The 21173-nt window shown below is 58.7% G+C and carries 17 protein-coding genes and 2 pseudogenes; all 19 read right to left on the reverse strand.

Annotated elements, in window-relative coordinates; translation table 11 throughout:
• Positions 1–170: 170 nt before the first annotated feature.
• Positions 171–500 (reverse strand): hypothetical protein, encoded by a 330-nt coding sequence (locus tag NHU87_RS15095; protein WP_007897662.1) that lies wholly within the window; start codon positions 498–500, stop codon positions 171–173.
• Positions 497–1411 carry an alpha/beta hydrolase gene (locus tag NHU87_RS15100; RefSeq protein WP_253549936.1) on the reverse strand — a complete coding sequence of 305 codons (915 nt, stop codon included), beginning with the start codon at positions 1409–1411 and terminating at the stop codon, positions 497–499. Before NHU87_RS15100 ends, NHU87_RS15095 begins: the two co-directional genes overlap by 4 nt.
• Before the next feature lie 140 nt (positions 1412–1551).
• Positions 1552–2829, reverse strand: coding sequence for a flavohemoglobin expression-modulating QEGLA motif protein (locus NHU87_RS15105; protein ID WP_052967470.1), 1278 nt, complete (start codon positions 2827–2829; stop codon positions 1552–1554).
• Between the two features lie 36 nt (positions 2830–2865).
• Positions 2866–3420, reverse strand: a complete 555-nt coding sequence (locus NHU87_RS15110; protein ID WP_253549939.1) for a hypothetical protein — start codon at positions 3418–3420, stop codon at positions 2866–2868.
• A gap of 157 nt (positions 3421–3577) precedes the next feature.
• Positions 3578–4294, reverse strand: a complete 717-nt coding sequence (locus NHU87_RS15115) for a TetR/AcrR family transcriptional regulator (RefSeq protein ID WP_253549942.1) — start codon at positions 4292–4294, stop codon at positions 3578–3580.
• Between the two features lie 103 nt (positions 4295–4397).
• On the reverse strand, positions 4398–5900 hold the full coding sequence (gene lysS / locus NHU87_RS15120) for a lysine--tRNA ligase (RefSeq protein ID WP_063342616.1): 1503 nt from the start codon (positions 5898–5900) through the stop codon (positions 4398–4400).
• A gap of 102 nt (positions 5901–6002) precedes the next feature.
• Positions 6003–7098, reverse strand: a protein-coding gene (gene prfB / locus NHU87_RS15125) for a peptide chain release factor 2 (protein ID WP_095920368.1) whose coding sequence is annotated in 2 segments (ribosomal slippage) — positions 6003–7025 and positions 7027–7098 — 1095 coding nt in all. Because the reading frame shifts where the segments join, the coding sequence is not laid out codon by codon here.
• A gap of 317 nt (positions 7099–7415) precedes the next feature.
• A complete protein-coding gene (locus NHU87_RS15130) occupies positions 7416–8417 on the reverse strand; it encodes a response regulator (protein ID WP_253549945.1) in 1002 nt (333 codons plus the stop codon).
• 48 nt (positions 8418–8465) lie between these two features.
• The gene (locus NHU87_RS15135) at positions 8466–9476 is read right to left on the reverse strand and encodes a chemotaxis response regulator protein-glutamate methylesterase (RefSeq protein ID WP_253549948.1); all 1011 of its coding nucleotides are present in this window, start codon (positions 9474–9476) and stop codon (positions 8466–8468) included.
• A complete protein-coding gene (locus tag NHU87_RS15140; protein ID WP_253549951.1) occupies positions 9473–11758 on the reverse strand; it encodes a hybrid sensor histidine kinase/response regulator in 2286 nt (761 codons plus the stop codon). Before NHU87_RS15140 ends, NHU87_RS15135 begins: the two co-directional genes overlap by 4 nt.
• Positions 11755–12438, reverse strand: coding sequence for a chemotaxis protein CheW (locus NHU87_RS15145; RefSeq protein ID WP_253549955.1), 684 nt, complete (start codon positions 12436–12438; stop codon positions 11755–11757). Before NHU87_RS15145 ends, NHU87_RS15140 begins: the two co-directional genes overlap by 4 nt.
• On the reverse strand, positions 12435–13721 hold the full coding sequence (locus NHU87_RS15150; protein ID WP_253549958.1) for a CheR family methyltransferase: 1287 nt from the start codon (positions 13719–13721) through the stop codon (positions 12435–12437). Before NHU87_RS15150 ends, NHU87_RS15145 begins: the two co-directional genes overlap by 4 nt.
• Positions 13718–14254, reverse strand: a complete 537-nt coding sequence (locus NHU87_RS15155) for a chemotaxis protein CheW (protein ID WP_253549961.1) — start codon at positions 14252–14254, stop codon at positions 13718–13720. Before NHU87_RS15155 ends, NHU87_RS15150 begins: the two co-directional genes overlap by 4 nt.
• Positions 14254–15876, reverse strand: coding sequence for a methyl-accepting chemotaxis protein (locus tag NHU87_RS15160; protein ID WP_253549978.1), 1623 nt, complete (start codon positions 15874–15876; stop codon positions 14254–14256). The genes NHU87_RS15155 and NHU87_RS15160 overlap by 1 nt, the downstream gene beginning before the upstream one ends.
• A gap of 92 nt (positions 15877–15968) precedes the next feature.
• The gene (locus NHU87_RS15165; RefSeq protein WP_253550097.1) at positions 15969–16280 is read right to left on the reverse strand and encodes a DUF6124 family protein; all 312 of its coding nucleotides are present in this window, start codon (positions 16278–16280) and stop codon (positions 15969–15971) included.
• Between the two features lie 17 nt (positions 16281–16297).
• Positions 16298–17814, reverse strand: a pseudogene (gene tnpC / locus NHU87_RS15170) (IS66 family transposase).
• 18 nt (positions 17815–17832) lie between these two features.
• Positions 17833–18192: an IS66 family insertion sequence element accessory protein TnpB gene (gene tnpB, locus NHU87_RS15175; protein ID WP_019412232.1), complete on the reverse strand. Its 360-nt coding sequence runs from the start codon at positions 18190–18192 to the stop codon at positions 17833–17835.
• Positions 18193–18269: 77 nt separating this feature from the next.
• Positions 18270–18389, reverse strand: a pseudogene (locus NHU87_RS28625) (DUF6124 family protein); the annotation flags it as partial.
• 158 nt (positions 18390–18547) lie between these two features.
• Entirely contained in the window at positions 18548–20968 is a 2421-nt protein-coding gene (locus NHU87_RS15180) for a hypothetical protein (protein WP_253549981.1), read from the reverse strand.
• Positions 20969–21173 lie beyond the last annotated feature (205 nt).

Here is a 21173-nt window from a genome sequence, read left to right on the forward strand (position 1 = left end):
AAAAGCCCCGCCTGAGTTGATCAGGCGGGGCTTTTTTATGGCGTCTGTTTTACTGTTTCAGGACTAGACAGTCCGTAGGAGCGAGGCTTGCCCGCGAAGAACGATGATGCGGTCTAACAGATACACCGAATCATCGTTCTTCGCGGGCAAGCCTCGCTCCTACGGGAAGTTCATTGTTCGAGTTTTTGCGGCGTTTCCTCACCCATGCAGCGCACGGCTTTTTTCTTGCTGTTGATCAGCACGCCGGTCAGGCCTTTCTGGTCGGTGTCGAACAGCACCAGCACGCCATCGATGCACTGGGCCACTTGCGGGGCTGGTTCCAGGGAGACCTTGTAGTCTTCGCCTGGCACAGTCTTGAGCATGGTGAAGTCGCTGAGCAGTAGCGCATCTTCGGGCTTGGCGAAGTGCAAGTAGCCGTACCACCACAGGGCACCAACGGTGCCGAGGATGCTGCAAATACCGGTGATGATCAGCGGGATGGCGTTACGTTCTTCACTCATTGCGGACTCTCTGGTGGTTCATCTTCAGAATTCGGGGGTGCCGGGTAATTAGGGATTTCACCCAGGCGGCGCAGGCCGTCGAAATGCTGCGGGTCTTCGAGGTAGCGCAGCATGACCTTGCGCCAGACCGGGTCGGCGAAGGTTTGCACATGACCGCCTCGGGTCAGTTGCAGCACTCGCGGCGGCGGCGCAGCTTGATACAGACGGATGCCGTTGGAAAGGGGCACCAACTGATCGTCGATACTCTGATACATCAGTTTCGGCACGCCGTTGAGCTTCTTCATGGAATGGATCGCGCTGTCGCCATCCGGCACCAACCAGGACAACGGCACCTGAAATGGCCAGGTCATCCATGACGTGCTCAGGGCGAAACGCCCGACATCGCGGTAACTGGCAGGCACGCCATCGAGCACAAATGCCTTGAGTTGCCGCTGGCGCTCGGGATGCCGGGCCAGGAAATGCACGGCCATCGAACCGCCAAGGCTCTGACCGAGAAGGATCAGTGGCGTGCCCTTGACCTCCGGAGCCTGGTCGAGCCATTTGAACGCGGCGTCGATGTCTTGATAGATCGCTGGCAACGCCGGTTTACCTTCGGACCAACCGTACCCGCGATAGTCCACCAGCAACACTTGATAGCCCTGCTCCGGCAACCACCAACTCCCACCCAGATGCCACGCCAGATTGCCGCCATTGCCGTGCAGATGCAGCACCGTGCCTTTGACTTCGACACCTTTTTTTGCCGGCAGCCACCAGCCATGCAGCTTGAGGCCGTCAGCGGTGGTCAGGGTGACGTCGCGGAATTCGAGTTTGGCTTTTCCCGGGGTGAACGGCTGGCCGGGCTCGGGATAGAACAGCAGAGAGTCGCAACCGCCGAGGGCCAGGAGCAGACAAAAGATGCCGAGGATTCTCATCCGGTGAAGCCTCGCACTAACGATTGATAGCAGGTCCGTAGGAGCGAGGCTTGCCCGCGAAGAACGATAACGCGGTGTATCTGTTAGATCGCATTATCGTTCTTCGCGGGCAAGCCTCGCTCCTACAGGGTGTGTGGTGATCACAGGATATTGGAATAATCCGCTTCGATCCGGTCCAGGCTCAGGTGGTTGAGGAAGTTGGAGAAGCACATCCAGGCCGACAGCGCGTTCATGTCGCGGAATTGGTCGGGCAAGTACTTGGGCGGCACCACCAGGCCTTCGTCCACCAATTGGCGCAAGGTCCGCATGTCTTCCAGCGTGGTCTTGCCACAAAACAATAGCGGTATCTGCTCCAACTTGCCTTTACGCACGGCCAACTGAATGTAGTTGTAAACCATGATAAAGCCCTTGAGGTAGGACAAGTCTTTGGTAAATGGCAGACCGGTCGGCACCGAGCCGCGGAAAACCCGACTCGCATTGCCATAGCTTTCGGCCATTTCGAAGCCTTGCTCACAGAAGAAATCATAGATCTGCAAGAAGTCCGCGCCCTCCTCCACCATATGAATGGCGCGGGTGCGGTTGGTCAGTTTGCGCAGGCGGCTCGGGTAGGAGGCGAAGGTGATGATTTCCATCAGGATCGCCAGGCCTTCCTGGGTCACGGTGGACGACGGCGGGCCCTTGGACAGGAAGGTGCAGATCGGCTGATTCAGGCCGTTAAGCGTGGTGCCCACGTGCACCAGCCCTTCATGGACTTCCAGCGCACGCACGTCGCGGTCGTTGAACATCGCGTCGGCGCGGATCTTGATGTAGTCGGCACCGGCTGCGGCATCGGCGACGATCCCGTCGGATTCGAACACCCGAATGGTTTCCTCGTTTTCGCCAAACACCTTGTTCAACCGATGTTGCAGCAGGTCGACGGCTTCCTTGGCGGTGAGGATTTTCGGTTCGTCCTTGAGGTCGCCACGGCCATCGATGTTGTTCAGGTAATCGGAGAGCATCAGGCCCAGGTCGGCCAGGGTGGGGTCGCCGGCGTGAAACGCATCGGACGCCGCGCCATACAACTCCTGGGAAATCAGCCCGAAATCCTCGGTGCCGCGCGCTTCGAGCATGCGCACCACCATCCGGTATTCCTTGCACATGCGACGCATGATCTGGCCGACCGGGTTGAACTGGCCGAGCTGGCGGGTGATGTCGCGCTCGATGTTCTGGAATTCCAGCTTCACTTTGCTGGAGTCAAATGCCAGCGGTCGATTGAGGTAATAGTCGCGGTCCACGGCCGGCATTTCCTTGCCCTTGCCTTTGAAGAACCCCTTGCGAATGCTGTCGTCCCACTTGACCGCATCCAGAACGCGAATCGGCGTCTGCGCCAGCACTATGCGATCGGACAAAATGCGTATCGTCTGCTGGTATTCGTCCACCCGAAACTCCTGTAGTAAAACCGTTACGTGCTGGGTTTATTTGGTTTTGGCCAGGCGCTGGTAGCGCACCGCTTCGACGAAAACATCGGAATTGGCCGGATCATCGAGGTAGGCAAACACCTGATCCAGGCTGTTATCGATCAACACCCCGTCGCCGTCGTCGGTCTGGAAGCCTTGGCCACTTAGGGCTTCTTGGCCCATGGCCTGTTTGATCTGCTCGAGGTCGAGGTTGTAGACCACCAGTTCGTGCTTATCGTTGAGCTCGAAGCCGGTGATGGTGAAATTCCCGCCGAACTGCGCCGGCACCTTCGCCGACAGGTACCAGCGATTGCCATGGCGCGACACGGTGAAGGGATAGGCTTCACGTTCATGGGGGTTGGCCTTGAAGTAGCTGACCGCCTGATAGCGATTGTCGCCGATGCGCGTCAGTTCCAGGTTCATCGGCTCGCCCCAGGCATTGGTGCTGGTCCATTTGCCGAGCAACCCTTTGGGCGCGGGCTCGCTGGCGGGCAGCGGCTCCTTGAAGGTCACCAGACAGCCACTAAGCAGCAGGATCGACAAGGCGATCACAATGACGCGCCAGGCTTTCATTCAACACTCCCTATGAACATAACGCCGACCTCAGTTGATCGTACCCACGCTCTGCGTGGGAACGCATCCGGTGACGCTCTGCGTCACGTCGGTAAGGGACGCGGAGCGTCCCGGGCGGCATTCCCACGCAGAGCGTGGGAACGATCGGAGTACCGGGTTACACCGACGCCAGCACCAAATGCATGTAGCGGTTTAGGATGCCGAGCATTTCCTCTTCGGCAACAGGCTCGGCGTCGTTGAGCAGGCCCTGATATTCCATCCGTCCGATAATCGCCGTCAACACTTTGGCATCTTGTTGTGGCTCACGGGAACCCAATACTTCGAAAAGTTGGCAGGTGCCCTGCAGGAGAATTTGCTGATGGGAGCGCACCAACAACGCCAGGCGCGGGTTGAGCAACGCTTCCTGGCGGAAGGCTTGCTCGGCCATCAGATGCTCGCGGCGATTGATCAATTGCCGATGAACATAGTCAGCCATCAGCCGTGCGATATCATCCGCCAGCTGTGAGCGGGACTCGGCGGTGCCATCGCCGCTGACAACCATCTCGCGCAACAGGCCTTCGTTGCTGGCCCACAACCGGGCCATGAACGCAGCGCTGCGCTCCACGTATTGAGCGAAGGTATCGGTGAGCAGGTCATCGATGTCCTTGAAATAGTAGGTGGTGGCCGACAGCGGCACACCCGCTTCAGCGGCCACTGCACGGTGGCGCACGGCCCGCACGCCATCGCGCACGACAATGCGCATCGCCGCGTCGAGAATGTCCTGTCGACGCTGTTCGCTGCCCTGTCGGCTGGCCTTGCGGCCCTGGTACTGAACACTTTCAGCGACCGCAGTGGCGATACCCGCTGCACCTTCTTGAGCCATTGCACGATTCACGACAGGTATTCCTCTCTAAACGTCAAAAGTAACCAATTGATACGTTTGTACCAGACAGGCAATAAAAAGCCGCCTGTTATAGGCGGCTTTTTAATTGAAACATTTACGCTTGTGGCCGCATGTGCGGGAACAGGATCACGTCGCGGATCGACGGTGAGTTGGTCAGCAACATCACCAGACGGTCGATGCCGATCCCTTCACCGGCCGTTGGCGGCATGCCGTACTCCAGCGCGCGAACGAAGTCGGCGTCGTAGTGCATGGCTTCGTCGTCGCCGGCGTCCTTGTCGGCCACCTGCGCCATGAAACGCTCAGCCTGGTCTTCCGCGTCGTTCAACTCGGAGTAGGCGTTGGCGATTTCACGGCCGCCAATGAACAGTTCGAAACGGTCGGTGACGTTCGGGTTCTCGTCGTTACGACGAGCCAGCGGCGACACTTCGAACGGGTACTGGGTGATGAAGTGCGGCTGCTCCAGCTTGTGCTCGACCAGCTCTTCGAAAATCATCACCTGCAATTTGCCCAGACCTTCAAAGCCCAGCACCTTGGCGCCGGCCTTCTTGGCGATGGTGCGGGCCTTGTCGATGTCAGTCAGGTCGTCAGCGGTCAGCTCAGGGTTGTACTTGAGGATCGAGTCGAACACCGACAGACGCACGAATGGCTCGCCGAAGTGGAACACTTTGTCGCCGTAAGGCACGTCGGTGCTGCCCAGAACCAGCTGCGCCAGTTCGCGGAACAGCTCTTCGGTCAGGTCCATGTTGTCTTCGTAGTCGGCGTAAGCCTGGTAGAACTCCAACATGGTGAATTCAGGGTTGTGACGCGTCGAAACGCCTTCGTTACGGAAGTTGCGGTTGATCTCGAAGACTTTCTCGAAACCGCCGACTACCAAGCGCTTGAGGTACAGCTCAGGCGCGATACGCAGGAACATTTCCATGTCCAGCGCGTTGTGGTGGGTTTCGAATGGCTTGGCCGCCGCGCCGCCCGGAATGGTTTGCAGCATCGGCGTTTCCACTTCCAGGAAGTCACGCTTCATCAGGAAGCTGCGGATGTGGGCAATCACTTGCGAGCGAACGCGGAAGGTCTGGCGCACCTCTTCGTTGACGATCAGGTCAACGTAACGCTGACGGTAGCGCTGTTCGGTGTCGGTCAGGCCGTGGTGCTTGTCCGGCAGTGGGCGCAGGGATTTGGTCAGCAGGCGCACGCTGGTCATTTCGACGTACAGGTCGCCCTTGCCGGAACGCGCCAGGGTGCCTTCGGCGGCAATGATGTCGCCCATGTCCCAGGTTTTCACCGCGGCCAGGGTGTCTTCGGACAGGGTTTTACGGTTGACGTAAACCTGAATCCGCCCGGTCATGTCCTGAATCACCATGAACGAGCCACGGTTGAGCATGATGCGACCCGCCACCTTGACCGGAATTGCAGCCTCTGCCAGCTCTTCCTTGGTCTTGTCCGCGTACTGTTTCTGCAAGTCTTCGCAGTAATTGTCGCGGCGGAAGTCGTTGGGGAAGGCATTGCCCTTGGCGCGCTCGGCAGCAAGCTTTTCCTTGCGCAGGGCGATCAGGGAGTTTTCTTCCTGTTGCAGGGCTTGCGGGTCGAGTTGTAGGTCGCTCATGTCTTTAAATATTCCATCAGGTTCGTTGCCCCCGGCATTCGCCGGGGTTCGCGGGCAAGCCTCGCTCCTACAGGGGTCGTATTGACCCCCATCGGGCGTGCGTTAAAGCCCTTGTTTCAAGCTGGCTACCAGGTATTCGTCGATGTCGCCGTCGAGCACCTTGTCGCAGTCGCTGCGTTCGATGTTGGTACGCAGATCCTTGATCCGCGAGGCATCGAGCACATACGAACGGATCTGATGACCCCAGCCGATATCCGACTTGGTGTCTTCCAGCGCCTGGGAAGCGGCGTTGCGCTTCTGCACTTCCTGCTCATACAAACGCGCCCGCAACATTTTCATCGCGGTGTCTTTGTTCGCATGCTGGGAACGTTCGTTCTGGCAGCTGACCACAGTGTTGGTCGGTACGTGGGTAATCCGTACGGCCGAGTCGGTGGTGTTAACGTGCTGACCACCGGCACCGGAGGAGCGGTAGGTGTCGATGCGCAGGTCCGATGGGTTGATGTCGATTTCGATGTTGTCATCGATTTCCGGCGACACGAACACCGCCGAGAACGAGGTGTGACGACGGTTGCCGGAGTCGAACGGGCTCTTGCGCACCAGACGGTGTACGCCGATTTCGGTACGCAGCCAGCCAAAGGCGTATTCGCCCTTGATGTGCACGGTAGCGCCTTTGATACCGGCGACTTCACCGGCCGACAGCTCCATGATGGTCGCGTCGAAACCGCGTTTATCCGCCCAGCGCAGGTACATGCGCAGCAGGATGTTGGCCCAGTCCTGAGCCTCGGTTCCGCCGGAGCCGGCCTGGATGTCCAGGTAGGCGTTGTTGGCGTCCATCTCACCGCTGAACATGCGACGGAATTCAAGTTTTTCCAGGGACTCGCGCAGGCGCTCGACTTCGGCAGCGACGTCATCGACGGCGGCCTGGTCTTCTTCTTCGGCGGACATCAGCAGCAGGTCTTTGGCATCGGCCAGACCGCTGTGCATTTCGTCGAGGGTTTCGACGATCTGAGCCAGCAGCGACCGCTCGCGGCCCAGCTCCTGGGCGTACGACGGGTTGTTCCAGACACTCGGATCTTCAAGCTCGCGATTGACTTCAGTCAGACGCTCATGCTTTTGATCGTAGTCAAAGATACCCCCGAATAGTTTCGGAGCGCTCGGACAGGTCCTTGATACTGTTAAGGATCGGGTTGATTTCCATGGCGGGCAGCACTCGTTGGCGAACTTTTGAAAGCCGACGAGTATAACGTAATGAAGCTGTCAAGGCAGCCCGCCTGGCGGCTTTAGCGGCGAATGAGTTTGGGGCTGAACACAGGAATAACGCGGGTGCCTGTAGCACCGTAGCAGCTGCCGAGCCTGCGAGGCTGCGTTCGAGGACGAAGTCCTCGCAAACCCTGTGTCGCGGTTTTCATGAACGACAGCGTTGTCTGCTTTTACGACGGCTGCGCCGTCGAACGCAGCCTCGCGGGCTCGGCAGCTGCTACAGCACTACAGCGCTACAGCGCTACGGGACGTACCCTATTCGATCCCCACCTGATTACGTCCATTGTTCTTCGCCAGGTACAGCCCCTTGTCCGCCGCCGAGATCAATTGCCGGCAATCGCTGCCCGGCTGGGGGATCAGGGTCGAGAGGCCGATGCTGATGGTCAGGCTTGAACCTTCGGTCGGGAAAATGTGCGGGATCTTCAACCCGGCCACGGTCTGGCGCAGTTTTTCCGCCACCAGCCGCGCACCGCCCGGGGAGGTGTTGGGCAGGACCAGGACGAACTCTTCGCCGCCGTAACGGGCCGGCAAGTCCGAAGGTCTGGAGCTGGCGTCGCGAATCGCCGTGGCGACTTTGCGCAGCGCTTCATCGCCTTCGAGGTGGCCGAAGCTGTCATTGAAGGACTTGAAGTAGTCGACGTCGATCATCAACAACGACAGTTGGGTCTGGTCCCGCAGCGAACGCCGCCACTCAAGCTCCAGGTATTCATCGAAATGCCGGCGATTCGACAGCCCGGTCAGGCCGTCGGAGTTCATCAAGCGCTGCAGCACCAGGTTGGTGTCGAGTAACTGCTGCTGGCTGACCCGCAGCGCGCGATACGCCGCGTCACGCTGCAGCAGGGTCATGTAGGAGCGCGAGTGATAGCGGATGCGCGCCACCAGTTCGATGTTGTCCGGCAGTTTGACCAGATAGTCATTGGCACCGGCGGCAAAAGCCGCGCTCTTGATCAGCGGATCTTCCTTGGTCGACAGAACAATGATCGGAATGTCCTTGGTCGCCGGGTGATTACGGTACTCGCGCACCAGGCTCAGGCCGTCGAGGCCAGGCATGACCAGATCCTGAAGGATCACCGTCGGCTTGATGCGCACCGCGTGGGCGATGGCCTGGTGCGGGTCAGCACAGAAATGGAAGTCGATATTTTCTTCGTTCGACAAACCACGCCGCACCGCCTCGCCGATCATCGCCTGATCGTCCACCAATAACACCATGGCGGCGTTTTCATCGGTTTTGAAGTCGTCGAGCTGTAAATCATTCATGTGCGGTCACCTGAGTACTGCTTTGGCCACGATTGCTGCTAATGATAGTCATTTTGAGAAGATTTCCAGCAATCGTGGCGCTATCTTGTCCAGTGGGCGAACTTCCACAGCCGCATTGATGGCCGCGGCCGCCTTCGGCATTCCGTACACCGCACTGCTTTGTTGATCCTGAGCGATAGTCAGGTAGCCCTGTTGGCGCATGAGTTTAAGTCCTTGCGCGCCGTCGCGCCCCATACCGGTCAGCAGAACGCCCACGGCGTCACCGCTCCAGTAACTGGCCACACTCTCGAAAAACACATCGATCGAAGGCCGGTAGATCTCGTTGACCGGTTCGGCGGTGTAGGCCAGCGTGCCGTTTTTCAGCAAACGAATATGATGGTTGGTCCCGGCCAGCAGGATCGTGCCGCTTCGTGGCGGTTCGCCTTCCTGGGCCAGGCGCACATCCAGGCCACTGGCGCTGGCAAGCCATTCGGCCATGCCCGCGGCGAACACCTGATCCACATGCTGGACCAACACGATGGCCGCCGAAAAATCTCGTGGCAGGCCCTTGAGCAGCACTTCGAGCGCCGCCGGCCCGCCAGCGGATGAACCGATGGCCACCAAATGCTGGCGCGAGGACGAGTGGCGGTGCGAGCTCGGTGCCGATCGCACCCGATTGCTCTTGTCGCCGATCAGCCAGCCAATGTTCATGATCTTGCGCAGCAGCGGTGCGGCGGCTTCCTGAGGATTGCCGCCCCCAATAGCCGGGGTATCGACCACATCCAGCGCGCCGTAGCCCATGGCTTCGAACACCCGGTGCACGTTCTGCTCGCGGTCGACGGTGACGATGACAATCGCGCATGGGGTCTCGGCCATGATCCGCCGGGTCGCTTCCACGCCGTCCATCAACGGCATGATCAAATCCATCAGGATCAGATCCGGAGTGTATTCGGCGCAACGTTGCACCGCCTCGGCCCCGTTGCAGGCGACCCAGACCACCTCGTGCGCCGGTTCGAACGCTAAAGCGCGACGCAAAGCCTCTACGGCCATGGGCATGTCGTTGACGATGGCGATTTTCATGCCCGCGCGCCTCCAATGAGCTCAACCACTGCATCCAGCAAAGCGTCATCATGAAAACTCGCTTTGGCTAGATAATAGTCGGCTCCGGCGTCCAGGCCACGGCGGCGGTCTTCTTCGCGGTCCTTGTAGGACACCACCATCACCGGCAGGGATTGCAGGCGGTTATCGCGACGCAATAAAGACACCAGCTCGATGCCGTCCATGCGCGGCATGTCGATGTCGGTGATCAGCAGATCGAAATCCTCCGAACGCAGAGCGTTCCAGCCATCCATACCGTCCACCGCCACGGCGACGTCATAGCCGCGATTGAGCAGCAATTTGCGCTGCAACTCACGAACGGTCAGCGAGTCGTCCACCACCAGAATCCGTTTACGCGCTGCTTCGACAACCTGATTGGCGTGTCGGGCAATGCGCTCCAGACGCCCGGTGTTGAGCAGTTTGTCCACCGAACGCAGCATGTCTTCGACGTCGACGATCAGCACCACCGAGCCGTCGTCGAGCAAGGCCCCGGCGGAAATGTCCTGCACCTTGCCCAGGCGCTCGTCCAGCGGCAGCACCACCAGCGTTCGCTCGCCAATAAACCGCTCGACTGCCACCCCGTAGATCGCCTCGCGCTCGCGGATGACCACGACCTTGAGGGTTTGCGCGTTGTTCTGGCTCGCCGGACGATGCAACAGCTGACTGGCGGCGACCAGCCCGACATGCCGACCTTCGTACCAGAAGTGCTGCCGGCCTTCGACCTGCACGATGTCCGCAGGCGCCAGGTCGCACATGCGCTCGATGTGCGCCAGCGGAAAGGCATACGCCTCGTCACCGACTTCCACCACCAGACTGCGCACCACCGACAGCGTCAGCGGCACTTCGAGATGAAAACGACTACCCTCGCCCGCCGTTTGCTCCAGCACCACGGCGCCGCGCAACTGACGGACCATGTGCTGGACCGCATCCAGCCCGACGCCGCGTCCGGACACTTCGGTGACCGCGTCGCGCAGGCTGAAACCCGGCAGGAACAGGAACGTCAGCAGTTCTTCTTCGCTCAACTGGGCAGCGGTTTCGGCTGGGGATAACTGCCGCTCGACAATGTTGCGACGCAGCTTTTCAAGATCAACGCCATTGCCGTCATCGCTAAGTTCCAGCACCAACAGACCGGCCTGATGGGACGCGCGCAAACGGATCACGCCTTCCTCCGGTTTGCCAGCCAACCGCCGCTGCTCCGGGGTTTCGATGCCGTGATCCACCGCATTGCGCAGCAAGTGCGTCAGCGGCGCTTCGAGTTTTTCCAGTACGTCGCGATCGACTTGAGTCTTGTCGCCCTCGATCTCCAGCCGCACCTGTTTGCCAAGGTTGCGGCCGAGGTCGCGGACCATGCGCACTTGCCCGCTCAGCACGTCGGCGAATGGCCGCATGCGACAGGCCAGCGCCGTGTCATACAACACCTGCGCGCGCTGGCTGGCATGCCAGGCGAACTCATCCAGTTCGGCGTTCTTTTCCGCCAGCAATTGCTGGGACTCCGCCAGTAACCGACGGGCATCGCCCAAGGCTTCCTGGGCTTCGAGACTCAAGGCGTGGTCCTTGAGATGGACGTTGAGGTTTTCCAGCGCCCGCAGGCCGTTGCTGTGCATGCGTTTGAGGCGCTGCATGGTGGCCAGGTGCGGTTTGAGCCGCTGGGTTTCCACCAGGGATTTACTCGACAGGTCGAGCAGGCTGTTCAGGCGCTCGGCCGTGACGCGCAATACGCGCTCGCCACTTTCGGTGGTGCGTTTAGCCATGGGCGCTGGTTCGACGGGCGCTGCCGGGGAGGCTTCGGTGGCGGCCGGCATGGGCGGCTCAACCTTGGTCGTCGGCGGCTCGAGCTGAAGTTCAGCCATCGGCGGCGTGACGGGTACAGACGCCATGTGATCAAGCAGCCGTCCCATCAAGACGACGTAAGCGTCGATATCCGCAGGCGCCGGAGCGTTGCCCGGCGTCGCAATCCGCATCAGCAGATCGGTGCCTTGCAACAGTGCATCAATGTGTTCGGGCCGCAGGTACAGGCGCCCTTCCTGGGCGCTGACCAGGTAATCTTCCATCACATGGGCAACGCTGACCCCGGCATCGACACCGACAATCCGCGCCGCGCCCTTGAGCGAGTGGGCGGCGCGCATGCATGACTCAAGGTAATCGGCCTGGGTCGGATCGCGTTCAAGCGCCAAAAGACCTGCGCTCAACACCAGGGTCTGGGCCTCGGCTTCGAGGCTGAACAGTTCCAGCAAAGAGGCGTCACGCATTTGCTCGGGGGTCATGTGAGGCTCCGGGTCACGGCGGACAGCAGCTGTTCTTCATCCAGCCAACGCAGGCTGCGACCTTTGAATTGCAAGACGCCACGGGTGTATTTGGCGCTGGTCTGAGTGCCGGACTGAGACGCCGCATCGAGAATGCGCTCGTCGATAGCGTGAATCCCGTCCACCTCGTCCACTGGCACCACCACCGGCCCGCCGTGAGCGGCGATGATCAGCATCCGCGGCATCACCCGCGCGCCAGACGCCGCGCCACTGCCGCCGTCGAGCCCCAGCAGTTCCACCAGCGACAGGCATGCCACCAAGGCACCACGTACATTCGCCACGCCCAGCAACGCCCCGGAGCGTTGATGCGGCAAGGAGTGAATCGCCTGCAGCGGCGCCACTTCGACCAGGCTGCGAGTGGCCAAACCCAACCATTCTTCGCCGAGGCGAAACATCAGCAGCGAGCGGGTTTTCACATCGCTCCCGGCCACAGTGGAGACTTGCTCGCGGTCGTCCTGCTGCAACGCATAGCGGTCGAGCAAGCGAGTGGCAGCAGCCGAATACACCGCGCAATTGCGGCAATGAATGTGTTCGCTCAGCAGCGGACAGGACTGGTCGCCGTGGATACCGATGCGGTTCCAGCAGTCGTCGATGGCCTGGGCATCTTCATGGGTGACGCTCAAGGTGTCGGCGGCGTTCATCGTTTACGCTCACTGTCTGCGGCGCGCTCGCTGCGGGCGGCGCGGGCCTGCAATCGTCTGGCACCGGCCGTGTCGCCCTGGGACTGGAGCAAGGCGGCCAAGTGCATCAATGCGTCGGGGTGTTGCGGTTCGAGGTACAACGCCTTGCGATAAAAACCCTGGGCTTCGAGAGCGCTGCCGGCGAGATCGCTGAGCAGCCCCAGCCAATAAAACACCTGGGCCACCGGTTCGTGACTGCGCAAATAACTGTCGCACGCTGCCCGAGCCTCGGCACTTTTCCCTTCGTTAGCCAGCGCGGCGATGTTCGCCAGCAGCGTGGCGGCGTCTGAAGGGGTGACCTGCGAAGGTGTGACTTGGGGAGTCTGCGGCAGCGGGACGACCGTCGCAAAAGGCCGACTGCGCATCGGCGGCGGTGTCACGCTGCGCACCGGTTGTTGCACCGGCAGTGGCAATGGCGTTGGCACGAAGGACGCGAGCGGTTCCGGCGCACTTTGACGACTGAAGGCAAACGACTGCGGGATACCGATCGAGCGCATGCCGAAACGCCCCAGCAAACTGCCCTCCGCCGGGCCGATAAACAGTACGCCGTCGACGTGGGTCAGGCGCTTGAGCACTTCGAACACCTGCTGCTGGGTCGGCTGATCGAAATAGATCAACAAATTGCGGCAGAACACGAAGTCATAGGGTGGCTCACTGACCAGCAAGGCCGGGTCCAGCAAATTGCCGACCTGCAAACGCACCTGCTCAAGCACGCGCCCGCCAAGACGATAGTTGTCGTTTTCAGCCGTGAAATGCCGCTCGCGAAAGTCGATGTCCTGGCCACGAAACGAATTCTTGCCATACAGCGCGAGCCTGGCCTTTTCCACCGACAGCGGGCTGACATCCATGCCGTCGACCTTGAACTGGTGCGGCGCCAGTCCGGCATCGAGCAATGCCATGGCGATGGAGTAAGGCTCTTCGCCGGTGGAACACGGCAGACTGAGAATCCGCAGGGCGCGCATGTTATTGATCGCCGCCAGCCGTTTGGCCGCCAATTTCGCCAGTGTGGCGAAGGATTCCGGGTAACGGAAAAACCAGGTCTCGGGGACGATTACCGCTTCGATCAGCGCCTGTTGTTCGTCGCGCGAACCCAGCAGGGTGTGCCAGTACTCATCGGCCGTCAGCGCCCGAGCCGCCGTGCAGCGCTGGCGTACCGCGCGTTCGATGATCGCCGGGCCGACCGAGCCCACATCGAGGCCGATACGTTCCTTGAGGAAATCGAAAAACCTTTGATCGCTGCTCATCCCTGCTCCTCAAACTGCGCCAGGTCCAACGGCGGCGAGGGAAACAACAAGACGCGGACTTGTTCGTCCAGCAAATCGGCAACCCGCACCCATTGCAGTAAACCCTGGGCATCTTCGCGCACCGGCCCGAGGTACGGCGCTTGGCGATTGTCCAGGCCATAAGGCTGAAAATCTGCCGGATTGCAGCGCAACGTGTCGGTTGCCTGCTCCAGAATCAGCCCGAGCAATTGCGCAGGCGTCGTCTCATCCGGCCGATAGTGCACCAGCACCAGCCGCGTGCTGGTGCGGGCCTGGGCCGGTTGGGCGAAGGTCAGGGCGCTGAGGTCGATCACCGGCACCACCGCGCCGCGATAGGCGAACACCCCCGCCACCCAGTCCGGCGCCCGGGGAATGGGTTTCAACGGCAGCTGCGGCAGCACTTCGGCCACCTCGATGGCCTGCAAGGCGTAACGCTCGTTGCCGATGCGGAACACCAAAAACAACGACTGCTTCGCCGGCATCACCGCGCCGCGCTTGACCGCGAGCTCGCTCATCAGACTTTGAATCGCGAGACGCCGCCACGCAGCCCTACGGCCACCTGGCTCAGTTCATCGATGGCGAAACTGGCCTGACGCAGGGACTCGACGGTCTGGCTGCTGGCATCGCCCAACTGCACCAACGCGTGGTTGATCTGCTCGGCGCCAGTGGCCTGGGCCTGCATGCCTTCGTTGACCATCAACACCCGTGGCGCCAGCGCCTGAACCTGATGAATGATCTGCGACAACTGCTCGCCCACCTGCTGCACCTCGGACATGCCTCGACGCACTTCTTCGGAAAACTTGTCCATGCCCATGACCCCGGCCGACACCGCCGACTGGATCTCGCGCACCATCTGCTCGATGTCGTAGGTGGCCACAGCAGTCTGGTCCGCCAGACGCCGCACTTCGGTGGCAACCACGGCAAACCCGCGACCGTATTCACCGGCCTTCTCGGCTTCGATCGCGGCGTTCAGGGACAGCAGGTTGGTTTGGTCGGCGACTTTGACGATAGTCACCACCACCTGATTGATGTTGCCAGCCTTCTCATTGAGGATCGCCAGTTTGGCGTTGACCAGATCGGCCGCGCCCATCACCGAGTGCATGGTGTCTTCCATGCGCGCCAAGCCTTGTTGACCGGAACCGGCCAGCACCGACGCCTGATCGGCGGCGGTGGAGACTTCGGTCATGGTGCGCACCAGATCCCGCGAGGTGGCGGCAATTTCCCGCGATGTCGCACCGATTTCGGTGGTAGTGGCCGCGGTTTCAGTGGCGGTGGCCTGCTGCTGCTTGGACGTCGCGGCGATTTCCGTGACCGACGTGGTGACTTGCACCGAGGACCGCTGGGCCTGGGACACCAGCGAGGTGAGCTCGGTCATCATGTCGTTGAAGCCGGTTTCCACCGCGCCGAACTCATCCTTGCGATCAAGATCCAGACGACTGCTGAGATCGCCGGTGCGCATGATTTCGAGGATATCCACAATGCGATTCATCGGCGCCATGATCGCGCGCATCAGCAGCAGACCACACAGGCCGGCGACGATGATCGCCACCAACAAAGAGACTCCCATGCTGATCTTGGCGGCTGTCACCGCTTCACCGATGGCCAGTGTGGCTTCGTCAGCCAGATCGTGATTATGCTCGATGAGGCTGTTCAACTGCTTGCGTCCATTGACCCAGGCCGGAGTGAGCTTTTGCTCCAGAGCAAGACGCGCTGATTCGTACTCTTTGCGCTGATAGAGGTCGATGACGCTCGTCAGTTCTTGATTGAAGAGCTGATGAAACGCTTCGAATTTGTCAAATGTGGCCTGATCTTCCGGTGTGAAAATGGTTTTGCGGTAGTTGGTCATCTGCTCGTTCAAGCGCTCTTCGAAGCCCTTGTACATGGCATGGTCGGCGGGTGTTATTTCGCGACGTCCGGAAAGGCCGACAATCTGCTGGGTCAGGTTGTAGCTGTCGACCCAGGCACCGCGCATCATCGAGCTGAAATACACCCCGGGAACCGCGTCATTACGGACCCTTTCTGCGCTGGCGTCGATTTTCATCAACCGAGAAAAAGAGATCACAACCATCAACAGCATGATCGCGATAATCACCGCAAAGCTCGCCAAAATGCGTTGGCGCAATGTCCAGTTCTTCACAGTCAGTCCTCGGTGCGGGTCAAATTGCGGGGGAGTATAGCCGAGGCCTGTGGGAGCGGGCTTGCTCGCGAAGAACGATCACGCGGTGTTAGTCACGAACCTTTGTGGCGAGGGGCTTGCCCCCGTCCGGCTGCGCAGCAGTCGCAAACCCGGCAAATGAGGTTGTCTGAATAAGCGCAGTAGCCCGCCAGCTCACCCAGCATGACCACCTGTTGAATGCCCAACATGGTGTTGCGATGCGAGCCTTCCAGCAACCCGGCGAAATCACTGAACATCACCCTCGCCGCGGTCAGGGTTTCGCAGGCTTTTGCCAGCAGGGTTTCGTTATCGACCTCGGTGCCGACGTGGAAATGGTGCTGGGGTTTGCGTGGAGTGTTTGTAAGCGCTCCATGAACCCCGTCTATTCAAATAGGCGGCGCGCTTAGCGAGGCGATGCGGGCGAGCAGTTCCAAGGCAGCAAGGCTTCGTAATCTTCAACCGAGGTTGCCTGTGGCAGGCGCTCAAGTGTGTGGCGCAGCCACGCATAGGGCTCTTGGCCGTTGGCTTTAGCCGTCTCGACCAAACTGTAAAGTTGAGCGCTGGCCGCTGCGCCCTTGGGCGTATCGCTGAATAACCAGTTCTTTTCGGCCAATGACAAAGGGCCTGATCGCACGCTCTGCCACAGTAACCGGCTTCGGTGTAGCGCACCAACTTGATCCAGTTGCTGGCCAGGTAGCTGATGGCTTTGCCCAGTGCATTTTGCGCCGTCACTTGTGGCTGGGTTTTCTCCAGCCATGTTTGCAACTGCGCCAACACCGGCAGGCTGTTTTGTTGTCGGCTTTCGTGGCGATGATCATCACCGACTTCTTTTAAATCTCGCTCGATACCGTACAGCTTGTTGATCAGATTCAGGGCGATATCGGCACGCCCGGTTTTGCCTTTAGGCTGCACCTTTTGCGCCTCGACAAATTTGCGTCGCGCATGTGCCCAACAGCCTAAACGTTCGACACCGGATTGCGCGCCCAAGGCGTTATAACCAGCGTAATCATCGGTCATCAGGTAGCCGCGATAACCTTCAAGCAGGCGCGACGGAACCTCCTGCGCCCGGCTGGTCGAGTAGTCAAAAAGGATCACCGGCTGATCCGGCGGCCCGCCGGTTTGAACCCACATCCAGGATTGACTGGTCGGCTCTCGATCAGGCTCTTTCAGCACTTGCACGCGCGTTTCGTCGCAGTGGATGACGCGACTTTCCAGCAGCCGATCGCGCATCAAGTTGAGCAAGGGGTGCAGGTGTTCGCCGCACTGGATAACCCAGCGTGCCAAGGTTTGTCGTGGAATATCGACACCGTGGCGACCGAGTACTTTTTCGAAGCGATGCAGTGGCAGGCCATCGACGTATGTGGTCGTCAGCAACATCGCCAAAACGCTGGGGCTAGCCATGCTCTTTTCGATCAGCTGCGCCGGTTTGTCAGCCGTGACCGGCGCGGTTTCACAGTCACGGCAGGCATAGACCTTGCGCACATGTTTGATCACGCGGATTTGCATCGGCACGATCTCGAGCTGCTCGCTGATTTCCTGGCCAATGCTGTGTTTACGGCAACCGCAGGCGCAGGTCAGCTCGTGCTCGGGCAGTTCGTGGATGACTTCGATACGCGGAAGATCAGCGGGCAGAGGCTTGCGTTTACCGCGATGTTTGGTCGGCGCTACGACCTCTTCTTCAACCGCTTCGTCGACAGACTCGGCCGCGCTTTCAGCTTCGTTGAACAAGGCCATTTGCGGGGTCGCGGGATCAGCTGTCTGCTCTGACTTGCGCCCGAAAAGGCGCTGACGCAACAGCGCGTTTTCTTCTTCAAGATGAACGATCTTGCCCTTATCCGACTCGCGCTCACTCAGCATTTGCTCAAGCAGTTGCTTGAGCAAAACAGGGTCGGCAGGAAGGTCTTTGGGCATGGAAATCATGCCCTGGATTATACCGAATCAGGCGACGAATCGAGGCGTCAAAACTTGATGCGGACGGTTGCGCCACAAATCAAAACCGTCCAATAACCAGTTGAGTTCTTGAACCGTCAGCACGATGGCTTCATCCGAACAATCCGGCGATGTTTTAAAGCGCTCAGACTCCAGCCGCTTTAGCCAAAGGCAAAAGCCGTTGCGTTCCCAATATAAAATCTTCACTCGGTTTCGAGGCTTGTTGAGGAAGACGAAAAGCACCGGGTCAAACACCGCGACCTTGATATCCAGTTCGACCAGAGCCGCGAGGCCGTCGATGGATTTTCGGAAGTCGACGGGCTTGGGGTAGAGATAGACTTTTTCGACTTTGGCGTCGGGACGCATCATGAGGTGCGGGCTCCGGAAAAGAATCGGGAGCACAGCATCGGGGATCAGGGGGCGGCTTTGAATGTGGGGTTCATGGAGCGCTTACGAGTGTTTTTGGGGGTAGGCGGGTTGAGGTCGTGGTCGGCGGCCTCGTTGAGTTTTTTTGAATCGGTGTTTTCGGATGGGGGTGCCGGATCGGTTTCCGACGGATTTGGACTGTTTGAACGACAGCGTCGTTTGTAAGAAAAAAGATCGCAGCCTACGGCAGCACACGACCGGGTACACCCGTATCCAACGGATAAACGCGGGTTCCGTAGGAGCTGCTGAAGGCTGCGGTTTGTCAGCGCAGCTGCTTTTTCGTACTTTTTTTTGCCGTTCACGCCCAGTTGATTATGTGCGTGTTGGATCGTAGATTCGAGTCATAGTCGATCAATTGATGGTAATGGTGTTTGCCGCCATTCCACCATCCGAGTTGAGACCAGTTTACTTGGTGTGGGTCAAGGGTGAACTGGTACCCTCCCCCCCATTGAGTGGTCAACAATACCGCTCGCGCATAGGGACGTGACTGAACCGTGCCATAAAACACTACCCAATGACTCGCGCTACCGCCCGAATAGAGGTAGGCCCCGTTCGATAACACATAAGCTATGGTTGGAGCTTGCGGCGGTGGCAGCACCGTAATCGTGCGAGCTACTGATACTGGCTGCGAACCTTGTAAGCTCTTGGCATATAGGTCATGACTCTTCAAGGCCAGCCCTGCCAACGCGTGGGACGAAATACCCTGATCGCTTGCCGTTTGTGTGCTGACAGGTGTCAGTCCATTGAGAAGTTGCACAAGCAAATTGGGACTGGAATAAACAATCACGGTGAGGTGGGTATCGGTGGTGTGCGCTCCAACCTCCCGTCCGGAACTGTCCTTCAGCGAAGTGATACTGGGAGTTGCTAGCGGCTCGGTAATAATCCGATAACTGTTAAGCGGCAAGCTCACGATCGTTTGATCGTTCTCGTTGGGACACAGATCTACTTCTGCCCAACACGTCAGTACACTGTTGTTCTTTAACATCAGCAAATCTTTACGCAAAACTGGCTTATTCAAGCCGGATTCACTTTCCACAAGCGACGTTTCTCCACTGGCGATAGGAATTGTGACAGCATGACCATTGCTGTTAGTTCCGGTGGCTCCCAACTTATATGGCTGGCCTTCAGCAATTAGTGGCCAGCATTGGAGACAAAGATTCGCATCGCCAGTGAAGAGGCGACTATCCACGATCTCACCTTGCGCCTCAACAATCACAGGCGATGGAAAATTGGGATCTTGATGCCTGTATGTCCCCACTTCGATTACCAATGGTTCGGAAGTGAATTCTTTGTTTCCACGTCGCAGAATCCATTCCAATTTAACCTTGATCCCGATATTGGCACGAATAAATGATGGTGGAAGTTTGAAGTTGGCCACCGAGTTGGAGTTGAAAGGTTTGAAATTGAAATTTGGCGACCCAGCGCCCGACGCCCCTCCCGTGACCACCAGTCTGGCTGCATCCCCAGCTTGAAACCCGGACAGTTTTGCACGTGCATTGACACCTTCGAGGTTATTTTGCGGAAGAAGTACATTTCCTTCGCTGAGTACATGTACCATCACCGGAGGCAAAGCCCCCTCGCCTGCATCGAGTACCCGAGCTTTCGCTTTATAAGATCTGGCGACCACCATGTCGTCTCTGATCAGCTCGCAATCCATCTCTACCTGACCGCCCGGCAGAACCTTCCCTACAGATATTTTCAAATCAATGGCTGATGGCACCCTTCCTACCGATTCTTCAGGACTATCCGTCACCAACGTACCGTCAGGCCCTTCGCAACGATAGCGGCCCCTGAGAATATCGCCGGTTTGGAACACCCCCCTGATCGTATTTACCCGCGCAGTGAGATACTTTGTTTTGTTCAAGATGACGCGATCGATAGTTTCCGGGTCGTCGTTTTGATAGTTATCTGGATCTTCAATGTAATCTGGCCTCTCGAATTGTTTTTCCGTACCGTCGATATCTCGCTCAACAGCTTTTGACCAGAGATTTCGTTCAGGGTAGTTCAACAACTGATCGTGAGGCTGGCAAATAAACAGAAAATTTGGGCTGCTTCCGGCCTCTTCGAAAACTTCCTTTCTGATAAGAATCGAGATGGGCTCACCGACAACATCCGGATCGAGCGGATCGTCCGGCATGCCCACTACACGCGTGACGGGAACTCCGTTGCATTTCACAAGGATGACATCCCAAAGTTTCATGAAAGGATACCAAACAGATAACCACACACCCGCGTTAATTTCCCTTGGCCCGATATCTTTTGGCACTTCGAGAACGATGCGATCATGAAAGTCATCGGCAGGATTGACGTCGTAGCCACAAATGCGATTTGAACTATATACAACATAAAGGGAGATTGATTCGTTGGCGTTTCCGCTCAGACGCACCTCCAAATAACTGAACCGGTTAATTCCATTCAACAATATTGTTTCAGAAACACGAAAAGTACGTCGAAGATTATCGTCAATTACCGGTGGAACATCGACCGCTACACCATTGTGTAAAATCGATACCGATGCAATAGGGTCGCCCGGCTGATCACGCGGAGGATCGACGACAATATCAAGCTTGCCACTCTCGACTAACCTGAGGGACACACCGACCAAAGGCTCTCCCGCGTCTGGGTCCTCGCTTTTGACGCCCGGTGTAGAACCGGGAATCAACGGAGGAACATCTTGCAGGACGCTATTTTCAGTACTCATCGAGAGATCGTCACTCATCACACACTCCTTGTTGACAGCCGCATGCTGCGGTCCAATGAGAGCCATCAAACCCCCAGGCCGTAGATTTGGCTACTGTCAGAAATTACAGGTAAAGTCTGTTTTTCGATGAACGGTCAATCCGAACGCGTTCGAAAACGTGCAAAACGACAACGCCCGCCACCTCAGGAAGAAGTGGCGAGAGCTATGAACGTATTTAACGTGT

The sequence above is a fragment of the Pseudomonas mandelii genome (genome assembly GCF_024138395.1).
In the GTDB taxonomy this organism is placed as follows: Bacteria; Pseudomonadota; Gammaproteobacteria; order Pseudomonadales; family Pseudomonadaceae; genus Aquipseudomonas; species Aquipseudomonas mandelii_E.